Origin of the sequence: Anabaena sp. CS-542/02 (assembly GCF_028331085.1) — a bacterium.
In the GTDB taxonomy this organism is placed as follows: Bacteria; Cyanobacteriota; Cyanobacteriia; order Cyanobacteriales; family Nostocaceae; genus Anabaenopsis; species Anabaenopsis arnoldii.
Genome location: NZ_JAQMTM010000167.1, coordinates 16874 through 38404 on the forward strand (window position 1 = coordinate 16874; position 21531 = coordinate 38404).

The 21531-nt window shown below is 42.4% G+C and carries 22 protein-coding genes and 1 tRNA gene; 11 read left to right on the plus strand and 12 right to left on the minus strand.

What is annotated here, in order from left to right; all coding sequences use genetic code 11:
• Positions 1 to 110 precede the first annotated feature (110 nt).
• Positions 111 to 776 (minus strand): hypothetical protein, encoded by a 666-nt coding sequence (locus PN447_RS17315; RefSeq protein ID WP_271764251.1) that lies wholly within the window; start codon positions 774 to 776, stop codon positions 111 to 113.
• Between the two features lie 576 nt (positions 777 to 1352).
• Between PN447_RS17315 and PN447_RS17320 the strand changes: the two genes are divergently transcribed.
• The 5 genes from PN447_RS17320 (at position 1353) to PN447_RS17340 (ending at position 5476) form a co-directional block, all read left to right on the plus strand.
• A complete protein-coding gene (locus tag PN447_RS17320; RefSeq protein WP_271764252.1) occupies positions 1353 to 2045 on the plus strand; it encodes a response regulator transcription factor in 693 nt (230 codons plus the stop codon).
• 279 nt (positions 2046 to 2324) lie between these two features.
• Positions 2325 to 2981: a hypothetical protein gene (locus tag PN447_RS17325; protein ID WP_271764253.1), complete on the plus strand. Its 657-nt coding sequence runs from the start codon at positions 2325 to 2327 to the stop codon at positions 2979 to 2981.
• Positions 2982 to 3187: 206 nt separating this feature from the next.
• Positions 3188 to 3865 carry a hypothetical protein gene (locus tag PN447_RS17330; protein WP_271764254.1) on the plus strand — a complete coding sequence of 226 codons (678 nt, stop codon included), beginning with the start codon at positions 3188 to 3190 and terminating at the stop codon, positions 3863 to 3865.
• Between the two features lie 55 nt (positions 3866 to 3920).
• Positions 3921 to 4562: a hypothetical protein gene (locus PN447_RS17335; protein ID WP_271764255.1), complete on the plus strand. Its 642-nt coding sequence runs from the start codon at positions 3921 to 3923 to the stop codon at positions 4560 to 4562.
• An 89-nt stretch (positions 4563 to 4651) separates the two neighbouring features.
• Positions 4652 to 5476, plus strand: coding sequence for a fimbrial biogenesis chaperone (locus tag PN447_RS17340; RefSeq protein WP_271764256.1), 825 nt, complete (start codon positions 4652 to 4654; stop codon positions 5474 to 5476).
• A gap of 100 nt (positions 5477 to 5576) precedes the next feature.
• Here the strand turns inward: PN447_RS17340 and PN447_RS17345 are convergent.
• From PN447_RS17345 to rsfS, 4 genes are all read right to left on the minus strand, one after another.
• Positions 5577 to 5653, minus strand: a tRNA-Met gene (locus PN447_RS17345).
• Between the two features lie 48 nt (positions 5654 to 5701).
• Positions 5702 to 6655 (minus strand): asparaginase, encoded by a 954-nt coding sequence (locus PN447_RS17350; protein WP_271764257.1) that lies wholly within the window; start codon positions 6653 to 6655, stop codon positions 5702 to 5704.
• Between the two features lie 83 nt (positions 6656 to 6738).
• Complete coding sequence (locus PN447_RS17355) at positions 6739 to 7239, minus strand: CGLD27 family protein (protein ID WP_271764258.1); 501 nt, start codon at positions 7237 to 7239, stop codon at positions 6739 to 6741.
• A 5-nt stretch (positions 7240 to 7244) separates the two neighbouring features.
• Positions 7245 to 7697 (minus strand): ribosome silencing factor, encoded by a 453-nt coding sequence (gene rsfS, locus PN447_RS17360; protein WP_271764259.1) that lies wholly within the window; start codon positions 7695 to 7697, stop codon positions 7245 to 7247.
• Positions 7698 to 8199: 502 nt separating this feature from the next.
• Between rsfS and PN447_RS17365 the strand changes: the two genes are divergently transcribed.
• Entirely contained in the window at positions 8200 to 8838 is a 639-nt protein-coding gene (locus tag PN447_RS17365) for a DUF3318 domain-containing protein (protein WP_271764260.1), read from the plus strand.
• Between the two features lie 59 nt (positions 8839 to 8897).
• Here PN447_RS17365 and PN447_RS17370 read toward each other — a convergent pair whose 3' ends face one another.
• Positions 8898 to 9671, minus strand: a complete 774-nt coding sequence (locus tag PN447_RS17370; RefSeq protein ID WP_271764261.1) for a 7-carboxy-7-deazaguanine synthase QueE — start codon at positions 9669 to 9671, stop codon at positions 8898 to 8900.
• Between the two features lie 222 nt (positions 9672 to 9893).
• On the opposite strand from PN447_RS17370, the gene PN447_RS17375 reads away from it, so the two are divergent.
• Positions 9894 to 10898, plus strand: a complete 1005-nt coding sequence (locus PN447_RS17375; RefSeq protein WP_271764262.1) for an anti-sigma factor antagonist — start codon at positions 9894 to 9896, stop codon at positions 10896 to 10898.
• Between the two features lie 111 nt (positions 10899 to 11009).
• On the opposite strand, the gene PN447_RS17380 is transcribed toward PN447_RS17375, so the two are convergent.
• Together PN447_RS17380 and PN447_RS17385 are read right to left on the minus strand one after the other, a co-directional pair.
• Entirely contained in the window at positions 11010 to 11216 is a 207-nt protein-coding gene (locus PN447_RS17380) for a hypothetical protein (RefSeq protein ID WP_271764263.1), read from the minus strand.
• Between the two features lie 77 nt (positions 11217 to 11293).
• Positions 11294 to 12691: an AAA family ATPase gene (locus tag PN447_RS17385; protein ID WP_271764264.1), complete on the minus strand. Its 1398-nt coding sequence runs from the start codon at positions 12689 to 12691 to the stop codon at positions 11294 to 11296.
• Positions 12692 to 12888: 197 nt separating this feature from the next.
• Between PN447_RS17385 and PN447_RS17390 the strand changes: the two genes are divergently transcribed.
• Positions 12889 to 14397: a DNA methyltransferase gene (locus PN447_RS17390; protein WP_271764265.1), complete on the plus strand. Its 1509-nt coding sequence runs from the start codon at positions 12889 to 12891 to the stop codon at positions 14395 to 14397.
• A gap of 498 nt (positions 14398 to 14895) precedes the next feature.
• On the opposite strand, the gene PN447_RS17395 is transcribed toward PN447_RS17390, so the two are convergent.
• Positions 14896 to 15087, minus strand: a complete 192-nt coding sequence (locus PN447_RS17395) for a DUF433 domain-containing protein (protein ID WP_442867113.1) — start codon at positions 15085 to 15087, stop codon at positions 14896 to 14898.
• A gap of 343 nt (positions 15088 to 15430) precedes the next feature.
• Here PN447_RS17395 and ligA point away from each other — a divergent pair, with 343 nt between their 5' ends.
• From ligA to truB, 3 genes are read left to right on the plus strand one after another with little or no spacing between them, the layout of a single operon-like run.
• Positions 15431 to 17470 carry an NAD-dependent DNA ligase LigA gene (gene ligA / locus PN447_RS17400; RefSeq protein WP_271764266.1) on the plus strand — a complete coding sequence of 680 codons (2040 nt, stop codon included), beginning with the start codon at positions 15431 to 15433 and terminating at the stop codon, positions 17468 to 17470.
• A gap of 20 nt (positions 17471 to 17490) precedes the next feature.
• Positions 17491 to 18405, plus strand: coding sequence for a DMT family transporter (locus PN447_RS17405; protein WP_271764267.1), 915 nt, complete (start codon positions 17491 to 17493; stop codon positions 18403 to 18405).
• 16 nt (positions 18406 to 18421) lie between these two features.
• Positions 18422 to 19318 carry a tRNA pseudouridine(55) synthase TruB gene (gene truB / locus PN447_RS17410; protein ID WP_271764268.1) on the plus strand — a complete coding sequence of 299 codons (897 nt, stop codon included), beginning with the start codon at positions 18422 to 18424 and terminating at the stop codon, positions 19316 to 19318.
• Here truB and PN447_RS17415 read toward each other — a convergent pair.
• The 3 genes from PN447_RS17415 to PN447_RS17425 all read right to left on the minus strand — a co-directional run bounded on the left by PN447_RS17415 (position 19305) and on the right by PN447_RS17425 (position 21056).
• Positions 19305 to 19601, minus strand: a complete 297-nt coding sequence (locus PN447_RS17415; RefSeq protein ID WP_271764269.1) for a hypothetical protein — start codon at positions 19599 to 19601, stop codon at positions 19305 to 19307. The genes truB and PN447_RS17415 overlap by 14 nt on opposite strands.
• 45 nt (positions 19602 to 19646) lie before the next feature.
• Positions 19647 to 20249: an anti-sigma factor family protein gene (locus tag PN447_RS17420; RefSeq protein WP_271764270.1), complete on the minus strand. Its 603-nt coding sequence runs from the start codon at positions 20247 to 20249 to the stop codon at positions 19647 to 19649.
• A 153-nt stretch (positions 20250 to 20402) separates the two neighbouring features.
• Positions 20403 to 21056, minus strand: coding sequence for a sigma-70 family RNA polymerase sigma factor (locus PN447_RS17425; RefSeq protein WP_271764271.1), 654 nt, complete (start codon positions 21054 to 21056; stop codon positions 20403 to 20405).
• Positions 21057 to 21531: the final 475 nt, after the last annotated feature.

Consider the following 21531-nt stretch of genomic DNA (forward strand, 5'->3'; position numbering starts at 1 on the left):
AGCTGGAAACAAAGGGTTAGAAGAATGCAACATCTTCCCAGTCAAAGACTAATTTTAGTTTAGGTGAGGATCCCCAATAGAGACCAGGGAAAAAATTATTGTGCACTTCATTACTTAGGGAGTAGAGTCAAGGAACTTTTAAAAGTATAATTACCAGCTGGTAAAATTTGCCTGTTAAACAGTAGTTCCATACCTATTAAAAACCAATTAGGTTCAAAAGCTAAATCATCCCCATTAGTGCCAGCTTGTAACAAAACAGGGGTACTTCTGACCGCAGTTCCCTGTTTACCACTACCCACTACACTCCCCAAGGGAGTAATAGGATCATTCGCCACATAATCGTCAAGAGCATCACTAGGTTTACCTCTGTATAAAGTGGTAATCCCAGTGGAAATGTCATTATTTATGTTAGAAGTAGAACTTCCTGATACAAATTCAGGAGAAGTAATGATGGCATAGGTTCCCTGTAGGTTATTACAGGCTAACCTGACTTTGGCAAGAGTACCTCTGTTAAAGTCCGCAACCAAAGAGGTGGTATCCCCACCACTGAAACTGACTTGGAGACTTCCATTTGTATTAGCACTAATATCACATTCTTGAGCCACTTGACCCACAAACTCAAATTCCCGAGTTACCTGCGCCAGAACTAAACTACCCCGGGTGAGGATGGTAATCCAAATCACGGCGATGAGTATAACTTTAATTATACATAAATTATTCACTTGTACAAGGTACTGATTAACCAGCCTAAATACAGGATTCCTATTTAACAACATGATGAACTTTTAAGTTTAGTTAATAGTATGAATGTATACTTTCCATTGGAATATATCAAATCACAGATGTCAATTTTGTACATCGATCTCTACTTCCTAATTATGATGCTATAAATGTCTGATATAATCTACTTAGGTACTAGTACCATAAATAAATTTACTTACAGAATTTATGTGTTTTATGTGTGGGGAGTAGTACCCTGAGTTTAGCTCGACTTCAGAGGATGTTTGTCAAGTCATGATTAGTGTATCAACTATTGTTTGACCCCACCCTATTTTTTTTGCTAAATTACAGCCATGGAAACAAAAAAAATATCCATCAAGTCTATCTTCCCTAGGAATGAACCCCTAGGGTAATTACATTTATTTTGTGAAAGAAATATATCCCTATCTGGCATAAAATCATGATTATTACCCCAGGGTATATTATTATCAACTACATAATCAAGCCTTTTTCAAGCTAATAAAGTACACATCAATTGTCTATTCCCTGTTCCCTGTTCCCTATTCCCTATTCCCTATTCCCTGAAACTAAAAAACTTTTGACCTCACGACCATGGAAAATGCTATAATCACATGATAAAGATACTTTTGGTAGAAGATGAGCATCTACTGCGCCAAGGCTTAAGATATTTACTGGAGAACAAATATTCTGATTTACAGATTATTGGTGAAGCAGAAAACGGTATAGAAGCCATCCAGAAGGTGAAAATTTTAAATCCTGATCTAGTGATCATGGATATTAGTCTACCTAAAATCGATGGACTGGCTGCTACTAAAATTATTACCCAAAAGTTTCCCCATACTAAGGTAATTATTCTTGCTAGCTTTCATCGTCAAGATTATATAGACGAAGCAATTAAATTGAAAGTTAGTGGTTATTTATTAAAAAACATTTTCTTAGAAGAGCTAGTTGACTGTATTCATTTAGCTATGAAAGGTTATATGCAGTTTAGCCCTGGAGTGCTGAAAAAGTCCGATTTTCAGGAGCAAAGTCTGGGAAACCCACCAGAGTGGAATTTACCAATGAGTACAAATATGCAGGTAAAAGCTGCAATGGAGAAATTAACTAAACGGGAGAGAGAAGTACTAAGTTTAATAATTCTCGGTTGTTCTAATCGTCAAATTGCTGAGAAACTGTTTATTTCTGAAAGAACAGTTAAAAATCATGTTACCGGGATTTTAAGCTGCTTAAATGTTTCCACTCGTGTGGAAGCAGCAAACTTAGCTAGAACCTTTTTATCTATGTCAAACATAGTGGGAGCGTGAGAACCCCTACCCTTGGTAAACGTTGCGTCGCACGGATTATGGCCGGTGGGTAGCAACATCAGTTGAGAATCCCCTGTGTTTCAACCAGGGGAGATGCCAATTTCTTTACCCTGATTAATTAAAGGGTACTAGTACGGTCATATAAAAGTACTGGTTTAGATGATGACTAAAAATTAGGACTTGCAGATCGATGTAATTTTCCTATCCCATCCCATAGAGTGGCTTACAAGTGATCAATCACAACATCACTCAAAATCTTAAAAGACCAGGTAAAGATTAATGTCTAATTTGTTGCGTAAAGGCTCCATGTTAGCCACCATGGTGTTAGCCTCCGGCTCCATGATGTTGGCTGCTGCTCCTAGCTACGCTGGTAATGAAATCGAAGTCGAAGCCCTAGGCGATGTTATCCCCGCTTGCGACATTCTCGGTCAAACTGTTGGTAGACTGGTGGAATCAGTCCCTGGGGATGGTACTGATGAGTTGACCCGTGGGCGGTTAATTTCCGCAGCTGGTACTGATGCGCCTGGTCAGTTGGCTATTGTCGGCTTATCCTGTAACGCCGATAGTGACACCATTGCGACCATCACCTCCCCTGTGCAAATTAGTGGTCCAGACTTAGATATCAATGTAGCCACCACTCGGGCTTATCTTGATAATAGTACTAGTCCTGCGGAATTCTTGGGTGTATTAACAACAACATATGCCCCTGCAGGTTTCTCAGAGCTACCCCTAATGGCTGTAACCAGCGAAGTTGGTGGAGCAGTTAAGGTCAGTGACGCTGTAGTTCTGACAGGAGATGGTTCTGTTGCTACTATTCAGAATAGTGATGATAATTTCGCAGCCCTAGGGATTGGCTTTGAGGTAGAGGTGAACGGTTCCCGGATTCCTTCTGGTCAATTTGGCTTTGCGACCACCTTAAGTGTTGTTCCTCGCTAAGTCACCAGTTACCCACCCCATGGGGTTACTGGAGACCAACAAATAGTTACAGAATAGTCCCGGGTTTGTAGGTTGGGAGACAAATCTGTAATTCCCAAGTTGATGTTTGGTAATTCAAAGGTGACGGGGTGACCTCCTGTCACTTTGTCTTAGTCAAAAACCTACCCTTGTGATCTGCTCCCCGGTCTAACTTGGGGTAACCATTAATGTTGAAGTTCTTCCATCCAGCCCCCATGTTAACTACCATGGGGTTGGTCTGTGGCTTCATAACCTTAGCTGCTGCTCCTAGCTACGCTGGTAATGAAATCGAAGTCCAATCTCTAGGGGATGTCATCCCCGCTTGCGACATTCTCGGTCAAACCGTTGGTAGACTGGTGGAATCGGTCCCTGGGGATGGTACTACAGGTTTCACCCGCGGGCGGTTAGTTTCTACATATGACGTAGACCTAGATGAGGCTCTGGGTGAGATGGCCCTTGTGGGCTTATCCTGTAACCAAGGTGGTAACACCATGGCGACCATCACCTCCCCTGTGCAAATTAGCGGTCCACCGTTAGATATCAATGTAGCCTCCACTCGGGCGTATATTGCTACTGTTGATCCTCTGGGTCGTTTTGTCATCACAAATGCTGGAGAATTTCTCGATGCATTAGCAGACCCCGTCACGCGTTTAGGTTACACACCCTTACCCCTAATGGCTGTAACCAGCGAAGTTGGTGGAGCAGTGAAGACCAGTGACGCTGCAGTTCTCACAGGAACTAATGCTGTTGGTGATACTGATGGTTTCATCGCCCTGGGGATGAGCTTTGAGGTAGAGGTGAACGGTTCCCGGATTCCCTCTGGTCAATATAGCTTTGCGACCACCTTAAGTGTGGTTCCTCGCTAAGTCACCAGTTACCCACCCCATGGGATGATAGTTAAAGGATATTGAGGTAAGCACTATGTGGAATCAAACTTTATTGCGGAAAATCTGGGCTATACCGGGGATGGTGGTTGTTTCCACCAGTCTGCTGTGGGTAAGTCCTAGCTACGCTGGTAACGAAATCGAAATTCAAGCCCTGGCTGATATTATCCCCGCCTGCGACATTCTCGGTCAAACCGTGGGGAGACTAGGAGAAAAAATTGATGGTGATGGTAATAGTGATGGTTTCAGCCTTCCCAGAGTCCAATCTGCTCCCGATGGCGTGGGGGAGTTAGCCTTTGTGGGTTTGTCCTGTAACCTTGCTGGTAGCAGTACCCTGGCTACTATTACTTCTCCCCAGCAAGTTAGCGGTGGGGAACGATTACCGATTCTGGTAGCTACAACTCGGATGTATGCTGCTGCAGAGCGTGTTCCTGCTACTGGTGTTAACAGTAGTTTCACAACTTTAGCTGATAGTTTTGAGGGTGCTCTCCCCATCATCGCTGTTTCCGGGGATGAACGAATTAGAACCAGCGACGCTGTAAATATTTTAGGATTAGGTTCTGTCTACGACGCGTCAAACGCCACATTTGCCTTCGGCTTTGAGATTATTTCTAATATTGAGCGTATCCCCGCTGGTCAATATGCATTTTCCACGACTTTAAGTGTTGTTCCCCGGTGAGGTAACATAGTTACTTTGGGACCGTCAACCGTCAACCGTCAACCGTCAACCGTCAACCGTCAACCGTCAACATTCTGACCATAATTATTATGTTACGGAAGTTTCAAAAGCTGAGTTTGTTAGCTCTGAGTTTGGGTTGTGCTTTACTAATTGTTTTATTTTCCCTACCTACCCAAGCTCAAGTCAGTCTGTCTCCCTTAATGGTAGTGATGGATATGCAAAATGGGCAAGGACAACAATTAATCACTGTTCGTAATCGTACTGATAAAGCCTACCGGGCGCGCATCTATACTGAACCGTTTACTTATACTTCTAATGGGTTGCAATCCCTCAGTAGCAGTGATATGGACTTGACACCCTATCTGGTTTTTTCCCCTAGGGAAGTGCAACTGCAACCCAAAACAGAAAGGAATGTGCGCTTAGTAGCTAAGGTTCCCCGGGAGATTCAAAATAAGGAATTACGGGCGGTTCTCTATGTCCAAGACCTACGGGAGGTGGCATTAACTAGCCCAGATGCGATCGCCCAAGCGGCTATTAGTAGTAGAATTGGTATGCCTATCTATGCCAGAATTGGCAATGTGGCACCCAGTTTAACTGTTGTTGGTGCTAAGTACCAACCTGATCAAAAACGGGTGGCGATCAAGGTGAAAAATACTGGCTTAGGTTCTACCCGATCTTGGATAAATTGGAGTTTGTCCGGTCAGGGACAACAACCCATAGAAGGTAAGGAAACACCCTCTTCTATCGTTGCTAGTTCGGAAAGAGATATTTACATCGAAAACAATCCCGCCCTTGCAGCTCTCAAACCCGGTACCTATCAGTTAAGTGGCTCCCTAGACACGGAACGGGAACGGAACCAGCAGACTTTTAAGTTTAACGTTGCTTTGGAGGTTCCTCAACCCAAGGGGCGGTAAAGGGGGTATGGGGAAATTACACCCAAAAAAATAGAAAAAAACAGTACCATGTTAACACAAGGTTAACATGGTCTGAGTCATATCTTACTTATATTTGATGTGGTGGCGGGAAGTGGATTTGAACCACTGACCTTCGGGTTATGAGCCCGACGAGCTACCAGGCTGCTCTATCCCGCGTCGCTTCTTGACTTCTAAAGTATAACTATAAAGCCAGAAGTTTGTCAACTATAAAAATGATAATTCTCCAATGACTTCCAAACGCTTGTATTTACCCAAAATCATAAACTGCTCACTCAGACTTTGGGCGGCGCTGGGACTAATCCAACCCATTTGTTGCAGTAGGTGAATAGCCACGGCATATTTAGCGCGTTTTGCCCCATCCATGACCTTAATAGTTAGTCCCATACCTTCCCCCAGCCTACCAATACATTGCACTCCTTCGGCTCCGGACTTACTGATGAGTTCGCCGGGGGCTAAACGCATGAGTTCGGTGTCAAATTCCCCTACACCGGCTACCATGGCGGGGTGATGAGTCATAGCCCGGACAATGCGCTCCATATCGACATTGCTACTAGAAGCCAACAGAGCATATAAGGAGGCCATTTGACTGATTTGCATTAAATAGGTGGGAGCGCCGCAGTCATCATGGGCGCTGAGGAACTCCTCGGCGGGCATACGTAGCAGTTCGGCGACTTTGGTTAAAATTAACTGCTGTACAGGGTGCTTACGTTCTAAGTAGTTGTGTAAAGGCCAATGGCGTTGTTGACAAACAGCTAACATCCCGGCGTGTTTACCAGAGCAGTTATATTCTAGGGGGCTATTTTTACCTTCAGGTTGGGGACATTGGAGAGACTGGGGGTCAAGGTCAGCGCGCCAGAGAACATTAAAGACTTGTCTGACCTGTTGGATGGTTCCCTTGTGGGAACTGGTAATTATAGCTAAATCCCGATCGCTGAGATTATAGCGTTCTAGGGTGCCTGTAGTAGTAACTGCCAGTGCTTGAAAAGGTTTGAGTGCGGAGCGGACAAAGGCGGTAGTTTCGGAGTTACCAGCCACAGACAGCACCCGTCCCCGTTCATCGCAGACAACAGCCTGGACTATATGGCGAGATTCGACAATTCCTTCCCGTAGGAGACGGACTTCCAGAGGTATAGCTTGAGTGCGTTTTCCCATTGTCATGGGTGAAAATTTATTACCTTGTGTGATGATTTAGATGATTTAATTCTGAGTCATTGGTAACTTACCAATGACCAGATGAGGATTTATGAGAATTGCCAAACTATAGTACCAATAGCAAACATTCCCGCCAAGACAGCGGCAGTAAATGTTAACCGCTGGAGAATAGGCTTAATTTCGTAGGAGACAATTAAGCGATCGCGCATAATTACCTCTTGGGGCTTAGTCCAAGTTTGGCCATCATACCACCCCGACTCTTCATAAAACACAGTGGGATTATAGAGGCGATCGCGAATATAAAGCCAGCCCAAGAACAACCGAGCCAGGACCAGAATCACCCCCACACTAGCAGCTGCGGAACCACAGAGGAGAAAATGGGCCAGATGTTTATGTGGGGGGAAACTAGCGGCGGATACTGGACCTGCCACCAACCAAGACAAACTCCAAATTCCCACCAGCCTTGTGATATAATCGCGCCTATTCAAGATACAATCACAAAATAGCCAAGATGTTTTTAACTGTTCGTATTCATTGAGCGGTTGTTGCTCGGTAGGAACTGGACAATAAGAAACCGAAGGCCTAATCATGTTAGCTAACCCCCACCCTGTTCAGAACTTGTCAGAGAAACGTGTTCTGCGTGACCCCAGAATGCTTCTAAATTATAAAATTCCCTCTCTGTAGGCATCATGACATGAACAATCACTTCACCGTAATCGAGCAGCACCCAACTACCATCAACCTTACCCTCACTGTGGAGAGGTAGCCTTTGCCAATCAGCTTTTACCTGAGCCTCAATAGCATTGGCGATCGCCCTGACCTGTACCCGAGAATAACCGGTCATGATCACAAAGTAATCAGCCAGATAAGAGACATCTGCCACCCTGAGAACTAAGATATCACCCGCCTTACGTTCCTCAGCTGCAGCGGCGATGGTCGCCGCCAAATCTTCACTCACCTCTTTGGTTTCAGCCTTAACTCCCCGGATTGCACTTTTGATCTGGGAAACGGACTGTAATGGTAAATTTCCTTGGAAATAATCAGACATTAAACCTCAGGTGTTTTGTCCATTGTGTTACAATTCTACCCAATCACCGACCTACTTGCCAACAAACTGCCTGGCAAGTATGATGTGCTGGTTTTTTTGCATCCTAACAAAAAAACGGGGTTTCTGGTTTAAAATGCACATTAACAGAGCTAGTCCTAAGCTGACTATTTTATAGATAAAACTATACTTATGTTTACAAGCATTGACATAAGTGAGTTAAGAAAATCGCCCACTTGATATATAATACGATATCAAGTATTGAATTAAGACTATTGCCAACGCGAAAACCAAGCAATGATAGCGGTAGTCTTTCTTGTAAATCTTAAGAGAAATACCGCGTCTGGCTAAGGCGTGCAAGTCTACTAAGGGATAACCGCTCCCATGCTCCCGTTGAAGTAGAAAGTAAAGTCTAGCTTTGTCTAGGTTTTATATAGCAGCAGGCCAATCATCACTGAAATAGCTATACTCCAAAGTATACTTAATTTTTCTAGGGCTGGACTTTATGACATCCTACGCAACCTCCTTTGCTAGAGCAGAAATGGGCGAACTGCGGCGCTTAAAAGGGTTACTACCACCGGAATTACAAAGCTGGGTCACCGTTGAAGGAACAACCGAAGTTAACCCACCCCTGATCCGCTGTGAAGAAATTAGTAAAGACCAAGTAGAGATTCAAATTGACTTGGTAAAATGGGACGCTCTAGCAATGGATCAGCGCAATCTGTTGTTTTGGCACGAAGTAGCGCGGATTCAAAATGATACAATTCCCAAAGATGGGTGGGAAATGGCAGCATTAGCCATTGGGTTAGGCGGTGCTGTGGGTGAATTGTGGGTACAGGATGGATTATTGCTAGTATTAGCCTTAGCCCTGTGTGGAGTTTCCGGCTGGCGATTATATCAAAAAAATAATGGCGAAAAGCAAATCAGAGAATTAATTGCTGCGGACGAGAAAGCGATCGCCCTAGCGACCCGTTTTGGTTATAGCTTACCTAACGCCTACAAGAGCCTAGGTAGCGCCTTAAAAACCATGATTGACACAACGCCTAGTAAACGCCAAAGGTCTCGCTACGAAACCCGACTATCTGCCCTCAAACGCAGTGCAAATAAAGTCAAAGCCAAATCTAGAAGCGGCGACGAAGGCTGACCGTAAAAACAGGGGGCGGCAAAGTCCCCCGGAAAATTACCAAAAAATAGACGTGTAACTTACAATTGATTTAACATCTTGTGGGTTTGAGGTACAACCCTAACCTGGGGTACCAAAGGTTTAATCATAGCCTGCCATAATAAAACCTGTTGGGGAGTAGGTGCTAAGACACCCCCCAAAGGTGTCACCGGTTGTAAAAATATGGGAATATCTGGACTGACACCCGCCACCAAATCCGCGGAACGTTGCAACTCCGCCGGGTCTGTATTCTCAGAAATAATTATCTTGACAAAAACCTCAACTTGTGCATCAAAGCATAATTGTAAAAAGTTTGTATGTTCTAGCCAATAGGTTTCACCGCTGACACTAGGCAGTTTTAAATCCATACCCACAGAGTCCAGATAGGGCAAAATCATAGCCAGCTGTTCGGGGCGATGTCCTCCAGACTCCAAATATATAGGCAATTGGGTAAGAGATCGCACCGGGGGCAAAAATTCCTTTAAAAAGGCTGCATGAAGCAGGGGTTCGCCGCCAGTGAGGCTAATGCTATCGTGGAGAAAAGGTAAATTTTGCCGTTCCACCCATGCCATTAAACTGGTGAGAGGGACAGGGTTAGAGTGAAATTCAAAGTCGCGCAATCCAGGCGATCGCTCTATGCGACAAGTAGCCGGTGCATTCCAAGTATGAACGCTATCGCAGAAGTGACAGCGCAAGTCACATAAAGCAAAGCGAATAAAAAGTTGACGGGTCCCAACATGAAATCCTTCCCCTTGAATAGCAGAAAAGACCTCCATCAGGCGTGCTGTAGATTTTACCGTAGTTTTAGCAGTCATGGGATATGAGTAACGCGATCGCGCTGCGTCGGCACAAAAGCGGGTATGTTTTCTTTACTTCTTGTTCTATTGTGAATCGTCGCGGGCAATATCGGCTCTAATCTTCATCAACTAACTTCTGAATCCTTGAGTCAACAGACATCAGACAAAGTTAGGTAACCTGCTAGGACAAAACAATTTTCCCCGGCCGACATTTAGATAGAAACGAAAGTGCGGAGCCTCATGACCAGCCAACTCACACAGGAAGACTTTTTAGTAACGTCCTTCCAGGAAACTGTAATAGTGCAGATACCAGCCCGGTTAAGCGTACTTGAGGCGGTTAGCTTTAAGCAGACCTGCGAGGATTTAATTCAAGGAAACACCCCTCCCAAGGAAATTATTATTGATTTTGAGCAAACTACTTTTATGGATAGTAGTGGCTTGGGAGCCTTAGTCAGTAACTTCAAACAGACCCAGGTAAAAGGGATTAGTTTAACCTTGCGGAATATTACCCCCCAGGTAATGGCGGTACTCAACCTCACAGGGCTAGATCAAGTCTTTCCCATAGAGTCTAGCAGGGAAATTACAGAAGCTGAAAACCTCACACCTAACCAGCGCCTGGAACAATTACCACAGACTCATCCCTCAATAGCATCTTGGATGAAAAGATTTATAGATATTATCGGCGCAACAGTGGGTTTAGTAATTACAGGAATTTTATTTATACCCATAGTCCTAGCGATTAAACTGGATGACCCCGGCCCCATTTTCTTTAGTCAAGTCCGCTGCGGTTGGATGGGGAAACGGTTTAAAATTTGGAAATTTCGCTCCATGTGTGTAGATGCGGAGGCGAAAAAATCCCAAGTTAAGAACGAAGTTGAGGGAGCATTTTTTAAGAACGATAACGACCCGAGAATCACAAAAGTAGGTAAGTTCTTACGGCGTACCAGCCTAGATGAACTACCGCAATTTTGGAATGTCCTCCGGGGAGATATGAGCTTAGTAGGTACTAGACCACCCACCCCCGACGAAGTAGAACGCTACGAAGTGCCAGAATGGCAGCGTTTGGATGTCCGACCCGGTATGACGGGAGAATGGCAAGTTAATGGACGGTCTAAGGTACGCAGTTTTGAGGATGTGATTCGCCTAGATTTGCAGTATCAAAAAAATTGGAGCTTAATATATGATTTTAACTTAATTTTCAAAACCATCGCCATTTTATTTAATAAAAACAGTGGCGCAGTTTAGGTAATTTTCCTTAGTGGGGTGTTCAGATCCCGGAGTTTCTTTGAGAAATTCCGGGGATCTAATATTTGACCCCACCCTAACCCTCCCCTTGTAAGGGGAGGGGACTGGATTTTATTGTTTTTCTTCGGTGTTCCCTAAGATAAAAATTACCCGTTTAATACTTTCCAAACATCTTCTAAGACACAGTGCGATAGCGCGATCGCTGCTGTAAGCAGATCGCTCTAGGGTGGGGTATTCAGATCCCGAAATTTTTTTGAGAAATTCCGGGCATCTGAGATAAATATAAGATACAGCACTTTTCAAGTAAATAAAGTACACACCTTAATATCATAAATCTTGTGGGGTGGGCATCTTGCCCGCCCTACCGTACCCACTGAGATAAAATGCGCTGTATATTACAGCATGGTCTTACTTAAAAATTGCTGTAAATAACCGAGTAACACTGAATCTAAACTAAACATGGCTGTATCCGCTGCTATGTTTTTAATCAGATAACGCTGAGATAATGATTGTAAGCCATTGATTAACTCTGTAGATGACAGTGATAAATTTTTCCGTAAATATTCCCTAGATACAGGTTGTTGAGATTTACTCATTCCTAAAACTATTTTCTGTTCTATAGGTGATAATCTTTGGAATAACTCAGTTAAATAAATATTCATATCTTGAGTAATTACTAGGTTATTTTCCCCTAAAAACTCCCTCACACTACCAGCAAATAAATTGCTGATTAAACCAGCAATATCGCCCAGATAAATAAAATTACCCTTATAGAGTTTGATTAGTTGTAGTAATTCCTGTTCCGAATGGGATGTTAAACCCATACTTTGGAGAAAGTCTATATTATATAAACCCGACAATTCCCAACATTTACTTACAGATGAACCGGGGAATAATTCCTGATTTCTACAACGAATATCTGGAGGTTGTTCTTGACTAATTAGAATTATAGTGCTTTGATGTTCAAATTCTGTGAACATCTGAAATAACCCTTGATAATCTTGATATTGAGGTTGATATTTTCCTGCAAATTCCCCGGAACTAAATAGGGTTTGGACATCATCAAAGACAATTAAGCACTTTTGCTCGCGACATAACTGGGAAAATTGGTAGATGAGAGATTTCTCTGGTAAATTAGGTGTGATAGTTCCCGAATATTCTGTAATGACTTGATGTGATAACTCATTGACGGAAGATGGATATATTTTAAGATTTCTCCAGATAATTAGTTCAAATTTCTGTAAGTTGATATCAATAAACCTTTTAACTAAGGTAGTTTTCCCAATTCCCCTTTGTCCCAATATGGCTATTAAGGGAATATGATCATTTAATATCCAGTCTTGTAATAATTCTAGCTCTTGTTCTCTTCCGTAGAACTGGGTAACTTTTGGCGCTAGCTTTAAATCATAATAAGTTTTTATAGATTTTTCAGTGTTATCAGGTTGATTCGGTGGTTGATTTTGGGGATGATGGGGTTTTTCATAATTAGAATACCAAGTAATATTATTATTTCCATAATTAAGAATTTTAGAAAAATCTCTAACTCGTTCTAAAGTCCAACAGAAATTAGACTTATTAATATTTTCCCCCAAGTGTTGAGATAAGATTTTAAATAACTTGCGACTTTCATCACCAATATAACCCTCATCATAATCATAGGTTTCTGCAATTTGCTTATAAGTTCTACCTTTAAACACTTCTTCAATAATCTTTTTTTGTAAATCATCTAAATGCTGCTCTGTTTCAGTAAAGACTAAATTATCTACAAATTGTAAAATTTCTGTAACATTCATAAAACCTAGATTCAGTAGCACCTGTAGGAATTATAACTTAATTCCCCAGGAGATAATCAGGTTTTTTCAGGTATTTAGTTAATATTTTTTAATATAACATCAGATAATATCAGGTATTTTCTACTACAGCAAAAAACGATTTAAGTATAAAAAGGGTTAATCAGGGTTAAACCAAGCAGGATAATTGGAGAAACATCATGGTTAATCAACTTTATTATGGGGATAATTTAGAGGTTTTAAGACGTTATATAAAAGATGAGTCTGTTGATTTGTGTTATATTGACCCGCCTTTTAATTCTAAACGCAATTATAATCAAATTTATAATAATATAGGCTCAGAAGATAAAGCCCAAGCTCAAGCATTTATAGATACATGGGAATGGGACGACCACGCCATACATGGAATAGACGAAATTATTACTAATTACCATGGTTTATTTACTCAGCAATGTATTGATTTAATTATCGGGTTAGAAAATGTTTTAGGGAAGGGTAGTTTGCTTGCTTATTTAGTGAGTATGAGTTTAAGAATCACGGAGATTCACCGAGTTTTAAAACCTACCGGGAGCTTTTACCTACACTGCGATCCTAATGCGAGTCATTATTTAAAGTTAGTATTAGATGCTGTTTTTTGTTCTCAGGGTGGGGATTTTAGAAATGAAATTATTTGGGGTTATATTGCTCCAAGTGCTGCAAGAAAAGACTTTCCTAGAAAACATGACGTTATTTTTCGCTACACAAAAAGCCACAATTTCATATTTAACGATGACTCTATTAGGATACCTTACAGTGAGGAGTTTATTAAGAGAAGAAAATACTCAGAGGGAAAATCGGGTATTTATGCAGATAGGTCATTAGGTAGAGATGAGAATGATTTAAGTAGCTTTTCAAAAGGTAAAATACCCCCTTCTTGGTGGACAGATATAAAGTCAGGTGGACAAATCCCAAGAAATGAACGTTTAGGTTATCCTACGCAAAAACCAGAAGCACTACTAGAGAGAATCATCAAAGCGAGTTCTAACGAGAATGATATCATACTAGATGCCTATTGTGGATGTGGGACAACAATAGCAGTCAGCCAAAGACTAGAACGCCAATGGATAGGGATTGATATTACCTATCAAAGTATTAGCTTAATCTTAAAAAGATTAGAAGATAGTTTTGGGAAGGGAGTATTAGAAACCATAAATCTCCATGGTATACCTAAAGATATAGAAAGCGCGATCGCATTAGCTAATAAAACAGACGATCGCACCCGTAAAGAATTTGAGAAATGGGCAATTTTAACTTACACTAACAACAGAGCAGTAATTAACAATAAAAAAGGTGCTGATAAAGGTGTAGATGGGATCGTTTATTTCCAAGGTAATGATAAACGTGAGACAATGATTCTTCAAGTCAAATCAGGGAATGTCAAATCAGGAGATATCCGAGATTTACTGGGAACAATGACCCTACAAAATGCTAGTATTGCCATATTTATTACCCTGGAACCTCCCACTAGTCCCATGCTCAAGACTGCAAAAGAGGCGGGATTTTACCAAAATAAATACATGAGCCATAGTTGTGATAAAATCCAGATTGTAACTGTGGCGGATATTCTAGAGAAAAAACAAAGATTAAATATCCGGTTAAGTTATGAAGTGCTGAGAACTGCTGAGAAGCAGAAGGAAGTTAAGGTAAGTCAAACGGAGTTAGATTTATAAGACAGGAAACACCGAAGCGATAGCATTAAGACACAGTGCGATAGCGAAGCGCTGCTGCAAGCAGTTCGCGAAGCGCTGCTGTAAGCAGTTCGCTGTACAAGATGGTATTGTTTTTTAGAAGATAATAGCAATTACTTGTGTGAGTGCAGTTATCGCTGTTGATGCCAGATTCAAACAAGTATCAAATTTGTACTTTTGGTTTGGGATAAATTTCAAAAGCTAATTCATGGCGATAAAAACACACAGTGAATTCTGCAAAAAAGTTAAGGTGTCCAAGGATGACAGGTGCATTGGGGGATTGAGTCCAAGCGAATGCCAGTAGTATGGGTGTAAAGTTAGCAATTTGACCGGATAAAACCAACCCCCGTGCTTGATTGTTACCTAGATTGCCGCTGGTAAAAGAAGAAGATGCAAACTTCTTTGTCGCAAATCAAGAATATCCGGTCTGGTCGCCTTACGATTGTTCTCAGGCTGCCAATATTTTGATGAATCTTCTGGCTACAAAGCAACAAGAAAAGAATGGTTGACCTGTTCTCGCTTCACTGTGGGAAATCCCTCTAAAAAATCATCAATAGACTCTCCCGCCTTTAAATAATCCAGTAGGGTTTGCACAGGAACGCGAGTCCCTGTGAATACTGGCGTACCACTCATCACATCTGGCGATGCGGTAATGATTGCTGACTGACTCATTATACCCCTTCTTCAAGCATTGCTAGGCTATCTTATTCTAATCACTGGGCTGACGGTACACAAAAATCCTGAAGCACAAATATTGATAAAATGTAAACAGTCCTAAAATATTTCATGGTTTATGACTGTAAAATCACCCAGCCAAGAAGATAAATTACAGCCAAGCACGGATACAAACAACATTAAAGAAAAAGTTCTCTGTGTTCACTGTCATCGGACTGCCACCAATGGGATAAAATGTAAGGGTCTATGTGTAGCTGACAGTGACTATTAAACCTGAGCCAACCGAGTCACCTGGAAGAATACCCTAATCATCCTATATAGTGGATATTTCTACAGTCCCATGACAGAGATTAACTCGGAACTAAAACATATAGAAGAACTACGCCAGTTGTTGCAACAAGCTAGTTATGCTTATTATGTCCTAGATGCGCCGATTATGGAGGATGCGATCTATGACCAACTATATCGAGAATTGTATGAACTAGAAACTAACTATCCTGAATTACTGACCCCAGATAGTCCCACCCAGCGCGTAGGTGAGAAACCAGCAACACATTTTACTTCTGTACGTCATCACATTCCCCTCTACAGTTTGGAGAATGCTTTTAATCTTGAGGAATTGCAAAGATGGGATAAACGCTGGCGACGACAAGCACCTAATATAATAGATGGGGTAGAATACGTTACAGAATTAAAAATTGATGGTTCAGCTTTGGCTTTAACCTATGAAAATGGGGTTTTAGTTAGGGGTGTAACTCGTGGTGATGGGGTGGTGGGTGAAGATATTACGCAAAACGTGCGGACAATTCGTTCAATTCCCTTAAAGTTACATTTTGCTGGTTCCAAAAGTTTCAACCGGGTGGAAGTCCGGGGGGAGGCGTTTTTACCTTTGGAGGTATTTAAACAAATTAACGCCGAGAGGGAAAAATCAGGAGAGAGTTTATTTGCTAACCCCCGCAATGCTGCATCTGGTACACTCAGACAATTAGACTCCCGCATTGTCGCCCAGCGACGGTTAGATTTTTTTGCTTATACCTTGCACATTTCCGGGATGGATGATGCAAGTATTGCTAATACCCAATGGGAAGCTTTAGAGTTATTGGCAACTATGGGTTTTCCTGTGAATCCCAATCACAAACTCTGTGGTTCTATGGCTGAGGTAGCAGCATATTACCAATATTGGGATACAGAACGCCTATCTTTACCTTACATGACTGATGGGGTAGTAGTCAAGTTAAATTCTTTTAAGTTACAAGAACACCTAGGGTTTACCCAAAAGTTCCCCCGGTGGGCTATTGCTTTAAAATATCCAGCAGAAGAAGCACCAACCAGGGTAGAAAATATTTCTGTGAATGTGGGACGCACAGGGGCGTTAACGCCTTTGGCTGAAATGCGCCCTGTACAATTAGCGGGGACTACGGTTTCCCGTGCTACTTTACATAATAGCGATCGCATTATGCAGTTAGATATCCGCATTGGGGATACTGTGATTGTGCGTAAAGCTGGGGAAATCATCCCGGAGGTGGTGCGGGTACTCCCAGAACTGCGTCCAGCGGATGCTCAACCTTTTATTATGCCTACCCATTGCCCAGTTTGTGGTCAACCGGTGGTCAGAGAGTCGGGTGAAGCGGTGACACGCTGCGTTAATGCTTCCTGTCCCGCTATTCTCAAAGGGGAAATTGAACATTGGGTCAGTCGGGATGCTTTGGATATTAAAGGTCTGGGGGAAAAGTTAGTTTATCAACTTGTGGATAGGGGTTTGGTGGGTTCTGTCGCTGATTTATATGACTTGACAGAAAGTGATGTATGTGCATTAGAAAGAATGGGGAAAAAATCGGCAGAGAAATTAATCAAGGCGATCGCCCAATCAAAAAATCAACCCTGGTCTAGGGTATTATATGGTTTAGGTATCCGTCACGTGGGTAATGTCAATGCCCAATTATTAACTCAGAAGTACTCCACCGTAGAAAAGTTAGCCACAGCTAAACAATCGGAGATTGCTGGTATTTATGGTATTGGTGCGGAAATTGCCCAATCTGTATATCAATGGTTCCGCATTGATCCTAATCAATTGTTAATTACCCGATTGCAATCCGCAGGGCTACAACTAGCTACCAGGGAAGAAACAAAAACAGTGACTCAGGTTAATTCCCGATTAGCTGGTAAAATCTTGGTAATTACCGGGACATTACCAACTTTAACACGAGATGAGGCTAAAGAGTTAATTCAAACAGCCGGGGGTAAGATAACTAATTCAGTCAGCAAAAAAACTGATTATCTGCTTGTGGGTGAAGATGCGGGTTCTAAGTTAGCAAAAGCAGAAGCTTTAGGAATTTCTCAGTTGACTGAATCCCAGTTGTTAGAGATATTACAAACTTGACACTCCCCAGCAGTTAATTTATGCATCAAAGTTCCGGTCGTTGGCGTTTAGGTTTAGGATTATCGTTATTAACAGTCTGGTTATGGGGAATCCTACCGATCGCCCTGACTGTAAGTTTACAAGTTCTGGATGTCTATACTATTATATGGTTCCGCTTTTTGTTGTCCTTTGTAGTCCTAGCTGTATTGTTAGCATTGGGGGGTAAATTACCCGATTGGCAAAAATTGCGCTCTAGTTCAGGGATATTATTAGCGATCGCCACCCTATTTTTAGGATTTAACTACCTGCTATTTATGCAAGGGTTAGCCTTAACCTCAGCTGGGAACGCTGAGGTTTTGATTCAATTAGCGCCACTATTATTAAGTTTAGGTGGTTTGGTAATTTTCCGAGAGCGTTATACAGTGCATCAATGGCTAGGGGTGAGTATCCTCACCGGCGGATATATGATATTTTTCCATGAGCAACTGACTTTAATCACAGTCCAGGGAAGATATATTCTTGGTAGTGGTTTAATAGTTATAGGAGCAGCAGCATGGGCTATTTACGCCCTATGCCAAAAACAACTATTAAACTCCCTGTCCTCTGCTCAAATCATGGTGATTATATATGGTGGATGTGCTGTATTATTCACCCCCTTTGCTCAACCCGGAAAAATTGTCACCTTGAGTAGTTCCCAATTATTAGTTTTACTGTTTTGTGGTTTAAACACCCTCATCGCCTATGGTGCTTTTGCGGAATCATTACAACATTGGCCAGCATCAAGAGTTAGTGCAGTGTTAGCTATCGCCCCGATTATTACTTTAATTGCCGTTGCCACCGTATCAACAGTTTACCCTACTCTGATGCCCACAGAACATCTAACTGTAATTGGGATATTAGGCGCACTGTTAGTCGTAACTGGTTCAGTGGCGATCGCCCTAGGTAAAGCCAATTAGATTAATTATATTATACATGAGCTTACCAAATTTGCCCCTAGAGGGGTTTCTGAATTTAAATAAACCCTATGACTGGACATCTCACGACTGCGTAGCGCGGGTGCGAAAACTTCTGCGACTCAAACGTGTGGGACACGCGGGGACATTAGACCCTGCTGCGACAGGTGTTTTACCTATCGCCCTGGGTAAGGCTACCAGATTATTACAATATCTCCCAGAAAATAAAGCCTACACAGCGACCATCCGCTTAGGTGTGCAGACCACAACAGATGATTTACAGGGTGAAATCATTAGCTGTGAACCTTGTCCAGGGTTGACCCTGACTGAAGTTACCAAAGAAATGGCACAATTTCAAGGTAAAATTGAGCAAATCCCGCCAATTTATAGCGCCATCCAAGTTGATGGTAAACGCCTTTATGACTTAGCGCGCCAAGGTCAAACCGTGGAAGTACCTAAACGGACAGTAGAAATTTTTCATACAGAAATTTTAGATTGGCGATCGGGGGATTTTCCCGAATTGGATGTAGCGATCGCCTGTGGTAGTGGTACATATATTAGAGCCATTGCTCGTGACTTAGGCGCTATCCTAGGAACTGGTGGGACTCTTGCCGCTTTACTCCGTACCGCCAGTAGCGGTTTCAACCTTCAACATAGCCTCAGTTTCAGTGACCTAGAAACACAACTACAAACAGGGACATTTCAACCCATCTCCCCAGATGTACCTTTAGAACATTTGCCCTCAGTGACATTACCCAATCTCCCGGCTGTCAAATGGTGTCAGGGGCAAAAAATAACCCTAAATGGGGACTTTGCCGGCATAGCCAGAGTGTACAATCAAGACACCTGCTTTCTCGGTATAGGGAAACTAGAAGATAGCCTGTTAGTACCGACCACGGTAGTCACTCCCAAGTAGCCGTATCTTTTAATACAGATGGAATTTCCCCTTGGGATAGGGGAAATTCTAACAAAGTTTCCTTGTAACCCAAATATCCAGACTCAGCAAAAGATAACAGCATTCGGGACAGAGCTAACCATACTTCTGGTTCATACTCCCAGTCACGATCACGGGAAGCTCGACCCGCAATTGAACGTAAAGACCAAAAGTAAGAATTCCTCACCACAGAACCACCTTTTTTAAAGGCTGGTAAATCATCGTGGTGAATCAGGAGGATTGTATTTTCAATTTTGGCTCTCATTTAGCCATGATAGTTGATAACACGGTTGGATGAATTAATCTGTGGTTATTTTTCCCCCAGAGGCGGCTCGAAATTCAGAGAGTTTTCTGGGTAAGCCATTGCAGCTTTGGGAATTTCGATGACTGGGTTATTTAACGCCACCATCAGGGGGGAAATAGCAACTAGAGACTCCATAGTGTCTTGTGTAGACCCTCCTGGTAGTTTTTGCGCCAGTTGTGGTGTGTTCAGTTTACCACCGGGTAGCAAGGTTGATACAGCAGAGAGTACACAAGCCGCCACAGCAGTTCCTCCCATCCCCACAATTAGACGCAAACGCCGGTGCTGCACACGCTTTAACACTTGGTGGGCTGTGACTTCTGATGATTGCTGAACTGCTGGTACTGGTATACTCCGCAGACCTTGCCGGAGATTTAGTAACCGGGTATACAGGCATTGGACAGAGGCATCGTTTTCCAGCCATTCTTCCACTTGCCTACTTTCGGCGGCTGTTACCTCTCCATCGAGGTAAGCACTCAATAACTCGAAGCGATCGCGCTCCACCATATCCATAGCACCCGTTGATTCGTTAGTAGGGTGACCTGTACCTTCTGACACATCTTGAAGATTGAGCCGCAGGTCACGGTCATCAAATGAAGAATTACTTTTCATTGTAGCATTATGACCCATTCATATGCGGGCAAAAGCAGAGAAAAATCCGAATTAATTCATCAAATTAGGCCTCATGTGAGGGGGACTGTTGAAACTTTGCCATTAGCCGAGAAACACATTTATTGACAAGCCACTAAGAGGATGTCTTGTAAATTAAGCATTTAGATAATTTTGCAACTGAGTTTGTAATCTGGATCTAGCTCTAGCGATTCTGGATTTAACAGTACCCAAAGAAACACCGGTGATTTCGGCAATTTCTTCATAGGTCATCCCTTCGATTTCTCTGAGAATAATAGTAGTCCGAAATACCTCTGGTAAATCCGCGATCGCATCTCGCAGTTGCTCGTAAAACTCCCTAGTTGTCAGGACTTCCTCAGGTCCTGGGGTATCTCCAGGAATTTCCCAATCCATCTGGCCATCGTCCAGTGTACGGGGTGCATCCAATGACAACGGAGTAGTTACCCGCTTCCGTTTACGCAACTCGTCATAAAACAAGTTCGTAGAAATCCGACTTAACCAGCCCCGAAACTTCACGGGGTCTTGTAATCGGCTAATATTTCGATAGACTCGAATCCACACTTCTTGAGCTAAGTCAGCCCTGTCAGTCCAATCTGGAGCCAGGTGGTATAAAGTTCGCTCAACTTGACTTTGATAGCGCTTCAATAGCTCTGCAAATGCAGCCCGATCTGGACGCAGTCCAGTTTGACAGCGTAAAATTAGATCGTGATTAGAGAGTTTGTCAAGCACCGATGCTTCCGGGTATCTGGCATCCACAGTTGACCAGGATACAGTAATCGATTGGCTCATAGATCGTACTGAACTTTAAATCATCCCTACCTATTAGACAAGCTAATGGGTGCAATGTTCCAGGAAACAGTGACGGATCTCTGACTGGTACATGGCAGTATCTCACTTATGTCAATGCTTGTCAACATAAGTATAGTTTTGTATATAAAATACTCAGCTTAGGACTAGATCACATTAGGACATCAACAGATCAAGATCAAGTCAAGGTCTGTTTTCAGCCAAAATTTTGAGGCTTTGTGTAAATATATTGAAGCTTAGTTCTGTTAATATGGTCAAATGTACGAAAAACCTGACTTTTTAGGACAATTTTTGGGATGTTTGCTGAATAGCAGTATAAATTACAAGTAAATATTTTTATGCTAGTATAGCCTTTTTCAGGCTAATGAAGTACACATCAATTGCCTATTCCCTATTCCCTGTTCCCTATTCCCTGTTCCCTATTACCTATTACCTATTACCTATTCCCTGTTCCCTA

Excerpts from the sequence above, each read along its gene's own strand:
- truB (WP_271764268.1), top strand. The coding sequence starts at position 18,422 with ATGAGCTTACCAAATTTGCCCCTAGAGGGGTTTCTGAATTTAAATAAA.
- ligA (WP_271764266.1), top strand. The coding sequence starts at position 15,431 with ATGACAGAGATTAACTCGGAACTAAAACATATAGAAGAACTACGCCAG.
- PN447_RS17370 (WP_271764261.1), bottom strand. The coding sequence starts at position 9,671 with ATGACTGCTAAAACTACGGTAAAATCTACAGCACGCCTGATGGAGGTC.
- PN447_RS17355 (WP_271764258.1), bottom strand. The coding sequence starts at position 7,239 with ATGATTAGGCCTTCGGTTTCTTATTGTCCAGTTCCTACCGAGCAACAA.
- PN447_RS17425 (WP_271764271.1), bottom strand. The coding sequence starts at position 21,056 with ATGAGCCAATCGATTACTGTATCCTGGTCAACTGTGGATGCCAGATAC.
- PN447_RS17315 (WP_271764251.1), bottom strand. The coding sequence starts at position 776 with ATGTTGTTAAATAGGAATCCTGTATTTAGGCTGGTTAATCAGTACCTT.
- PN447_RS17325 (WP_271764253.1), top strand. The coding sequence starts at position 2,325 with ATGTCTAATTTGTTGCGTAAAGGCTCCATGTTAGCCACCATGGTGTTA.
- PN447_RS17350 (WP_271764257.1), bottom strand. The coding sequence starts at position 6,655 with ATGACAATGGGAAAACGCACTCAAGCTATACCTCTGGAAGTCCGTCTC.
- PN447_RS17365 (WP_271764260.1), top strand. The coding sequence starts at position 8,200 with ATGACATCCTACGCAACCTCCTTTGCTAGAGCAGAAATGGGCGAACTG.
- PN447_RS17415 (WP_271764269.1), bottom strand. The coding sequence starts at position 19,601 with ATGAGAGCCAAAATTGAAAATACAATCCTCCTGATTCACCACGATGAT.
- PN447_RS17330 (WP_271764254.1), top strand. The coding sequence starts at position 3,188 with ATGTTGAAGTTCTTCCATCCAGCCCCCATGTTAACTACCATGGGGTTG.
- PN447_RS17405 (WP_271764267.1), top strand. The coding sequence starts at position 17,491 with ATGCATCAAAGTTCCGGTCGTTGGCGTTTAGGTTTAGGATTATCGTTA.
- PN447_RS17335 (WP_271764255.1), top strand. The coding sequence starts at position 3,921 with ATGTGGAATCAAACTTTATTGCGGAAAATCTGGGCTATACCGGGGATG.
- PN447_RS17320 (WP_271764252.1), top strand. The coding sequence starts at position 1,353 with ATGATAAAGATACTTTTGGTAGAAGATGAGCATCTACTGCGCCAAGGC.
- PN447_RS17340 (WP_271764256.1), top strand. The coding sequence starts at position 4,652 with ATGTTACGGAAGTTTCAAAAGCTGAGTTTGTTAGCTCTGAGTTTGGGT.
- PN447_RS17385 (WP_271764264.1), bottom strand. The coding sequence starts at position 12,691 with ATGAATGTTACAGAAATTTTACAATTTGTAGATAATTTAGTCTTTACT.
- PN447_RS17390 (WP_271764265.1), top strand. The coding sequence starts at position 12,889 with ATGGTTAATCAACTTTATTATGGGGATAATTTAGAGGTTTTAAGACGT.
- PN447_RS17375 (WP_271764262.1), top strand. The coding sequence starts at position 9,894 with ATGACCAGCCAACTCACACAGGAAGACTTTTTAGTAACGTCCTTCCAG.
- PN447_RS17420 (WP_271764270.1), bottom strand. The coding sequence starts at position 20,249 with ATGAAAAGTAATTCTTCATTTGATGACCGTGACCTGCGGCTCAATCTT.
- PN447_RS17395 (WP_442867113.1), bottom strand. The coding sequence starts at position 15,087 with ATGAGTCAGTCAGCAATCATTACCGCATCGCCAGATGTGATGAGTGGT.
- rsfS (WP_271764259.1), bottom strand. The coding sequence starts at position 7,697 with ATGTCTGATTATTTCCAAGGAAATTTACCATTACAGTCCGTTTCCCAG.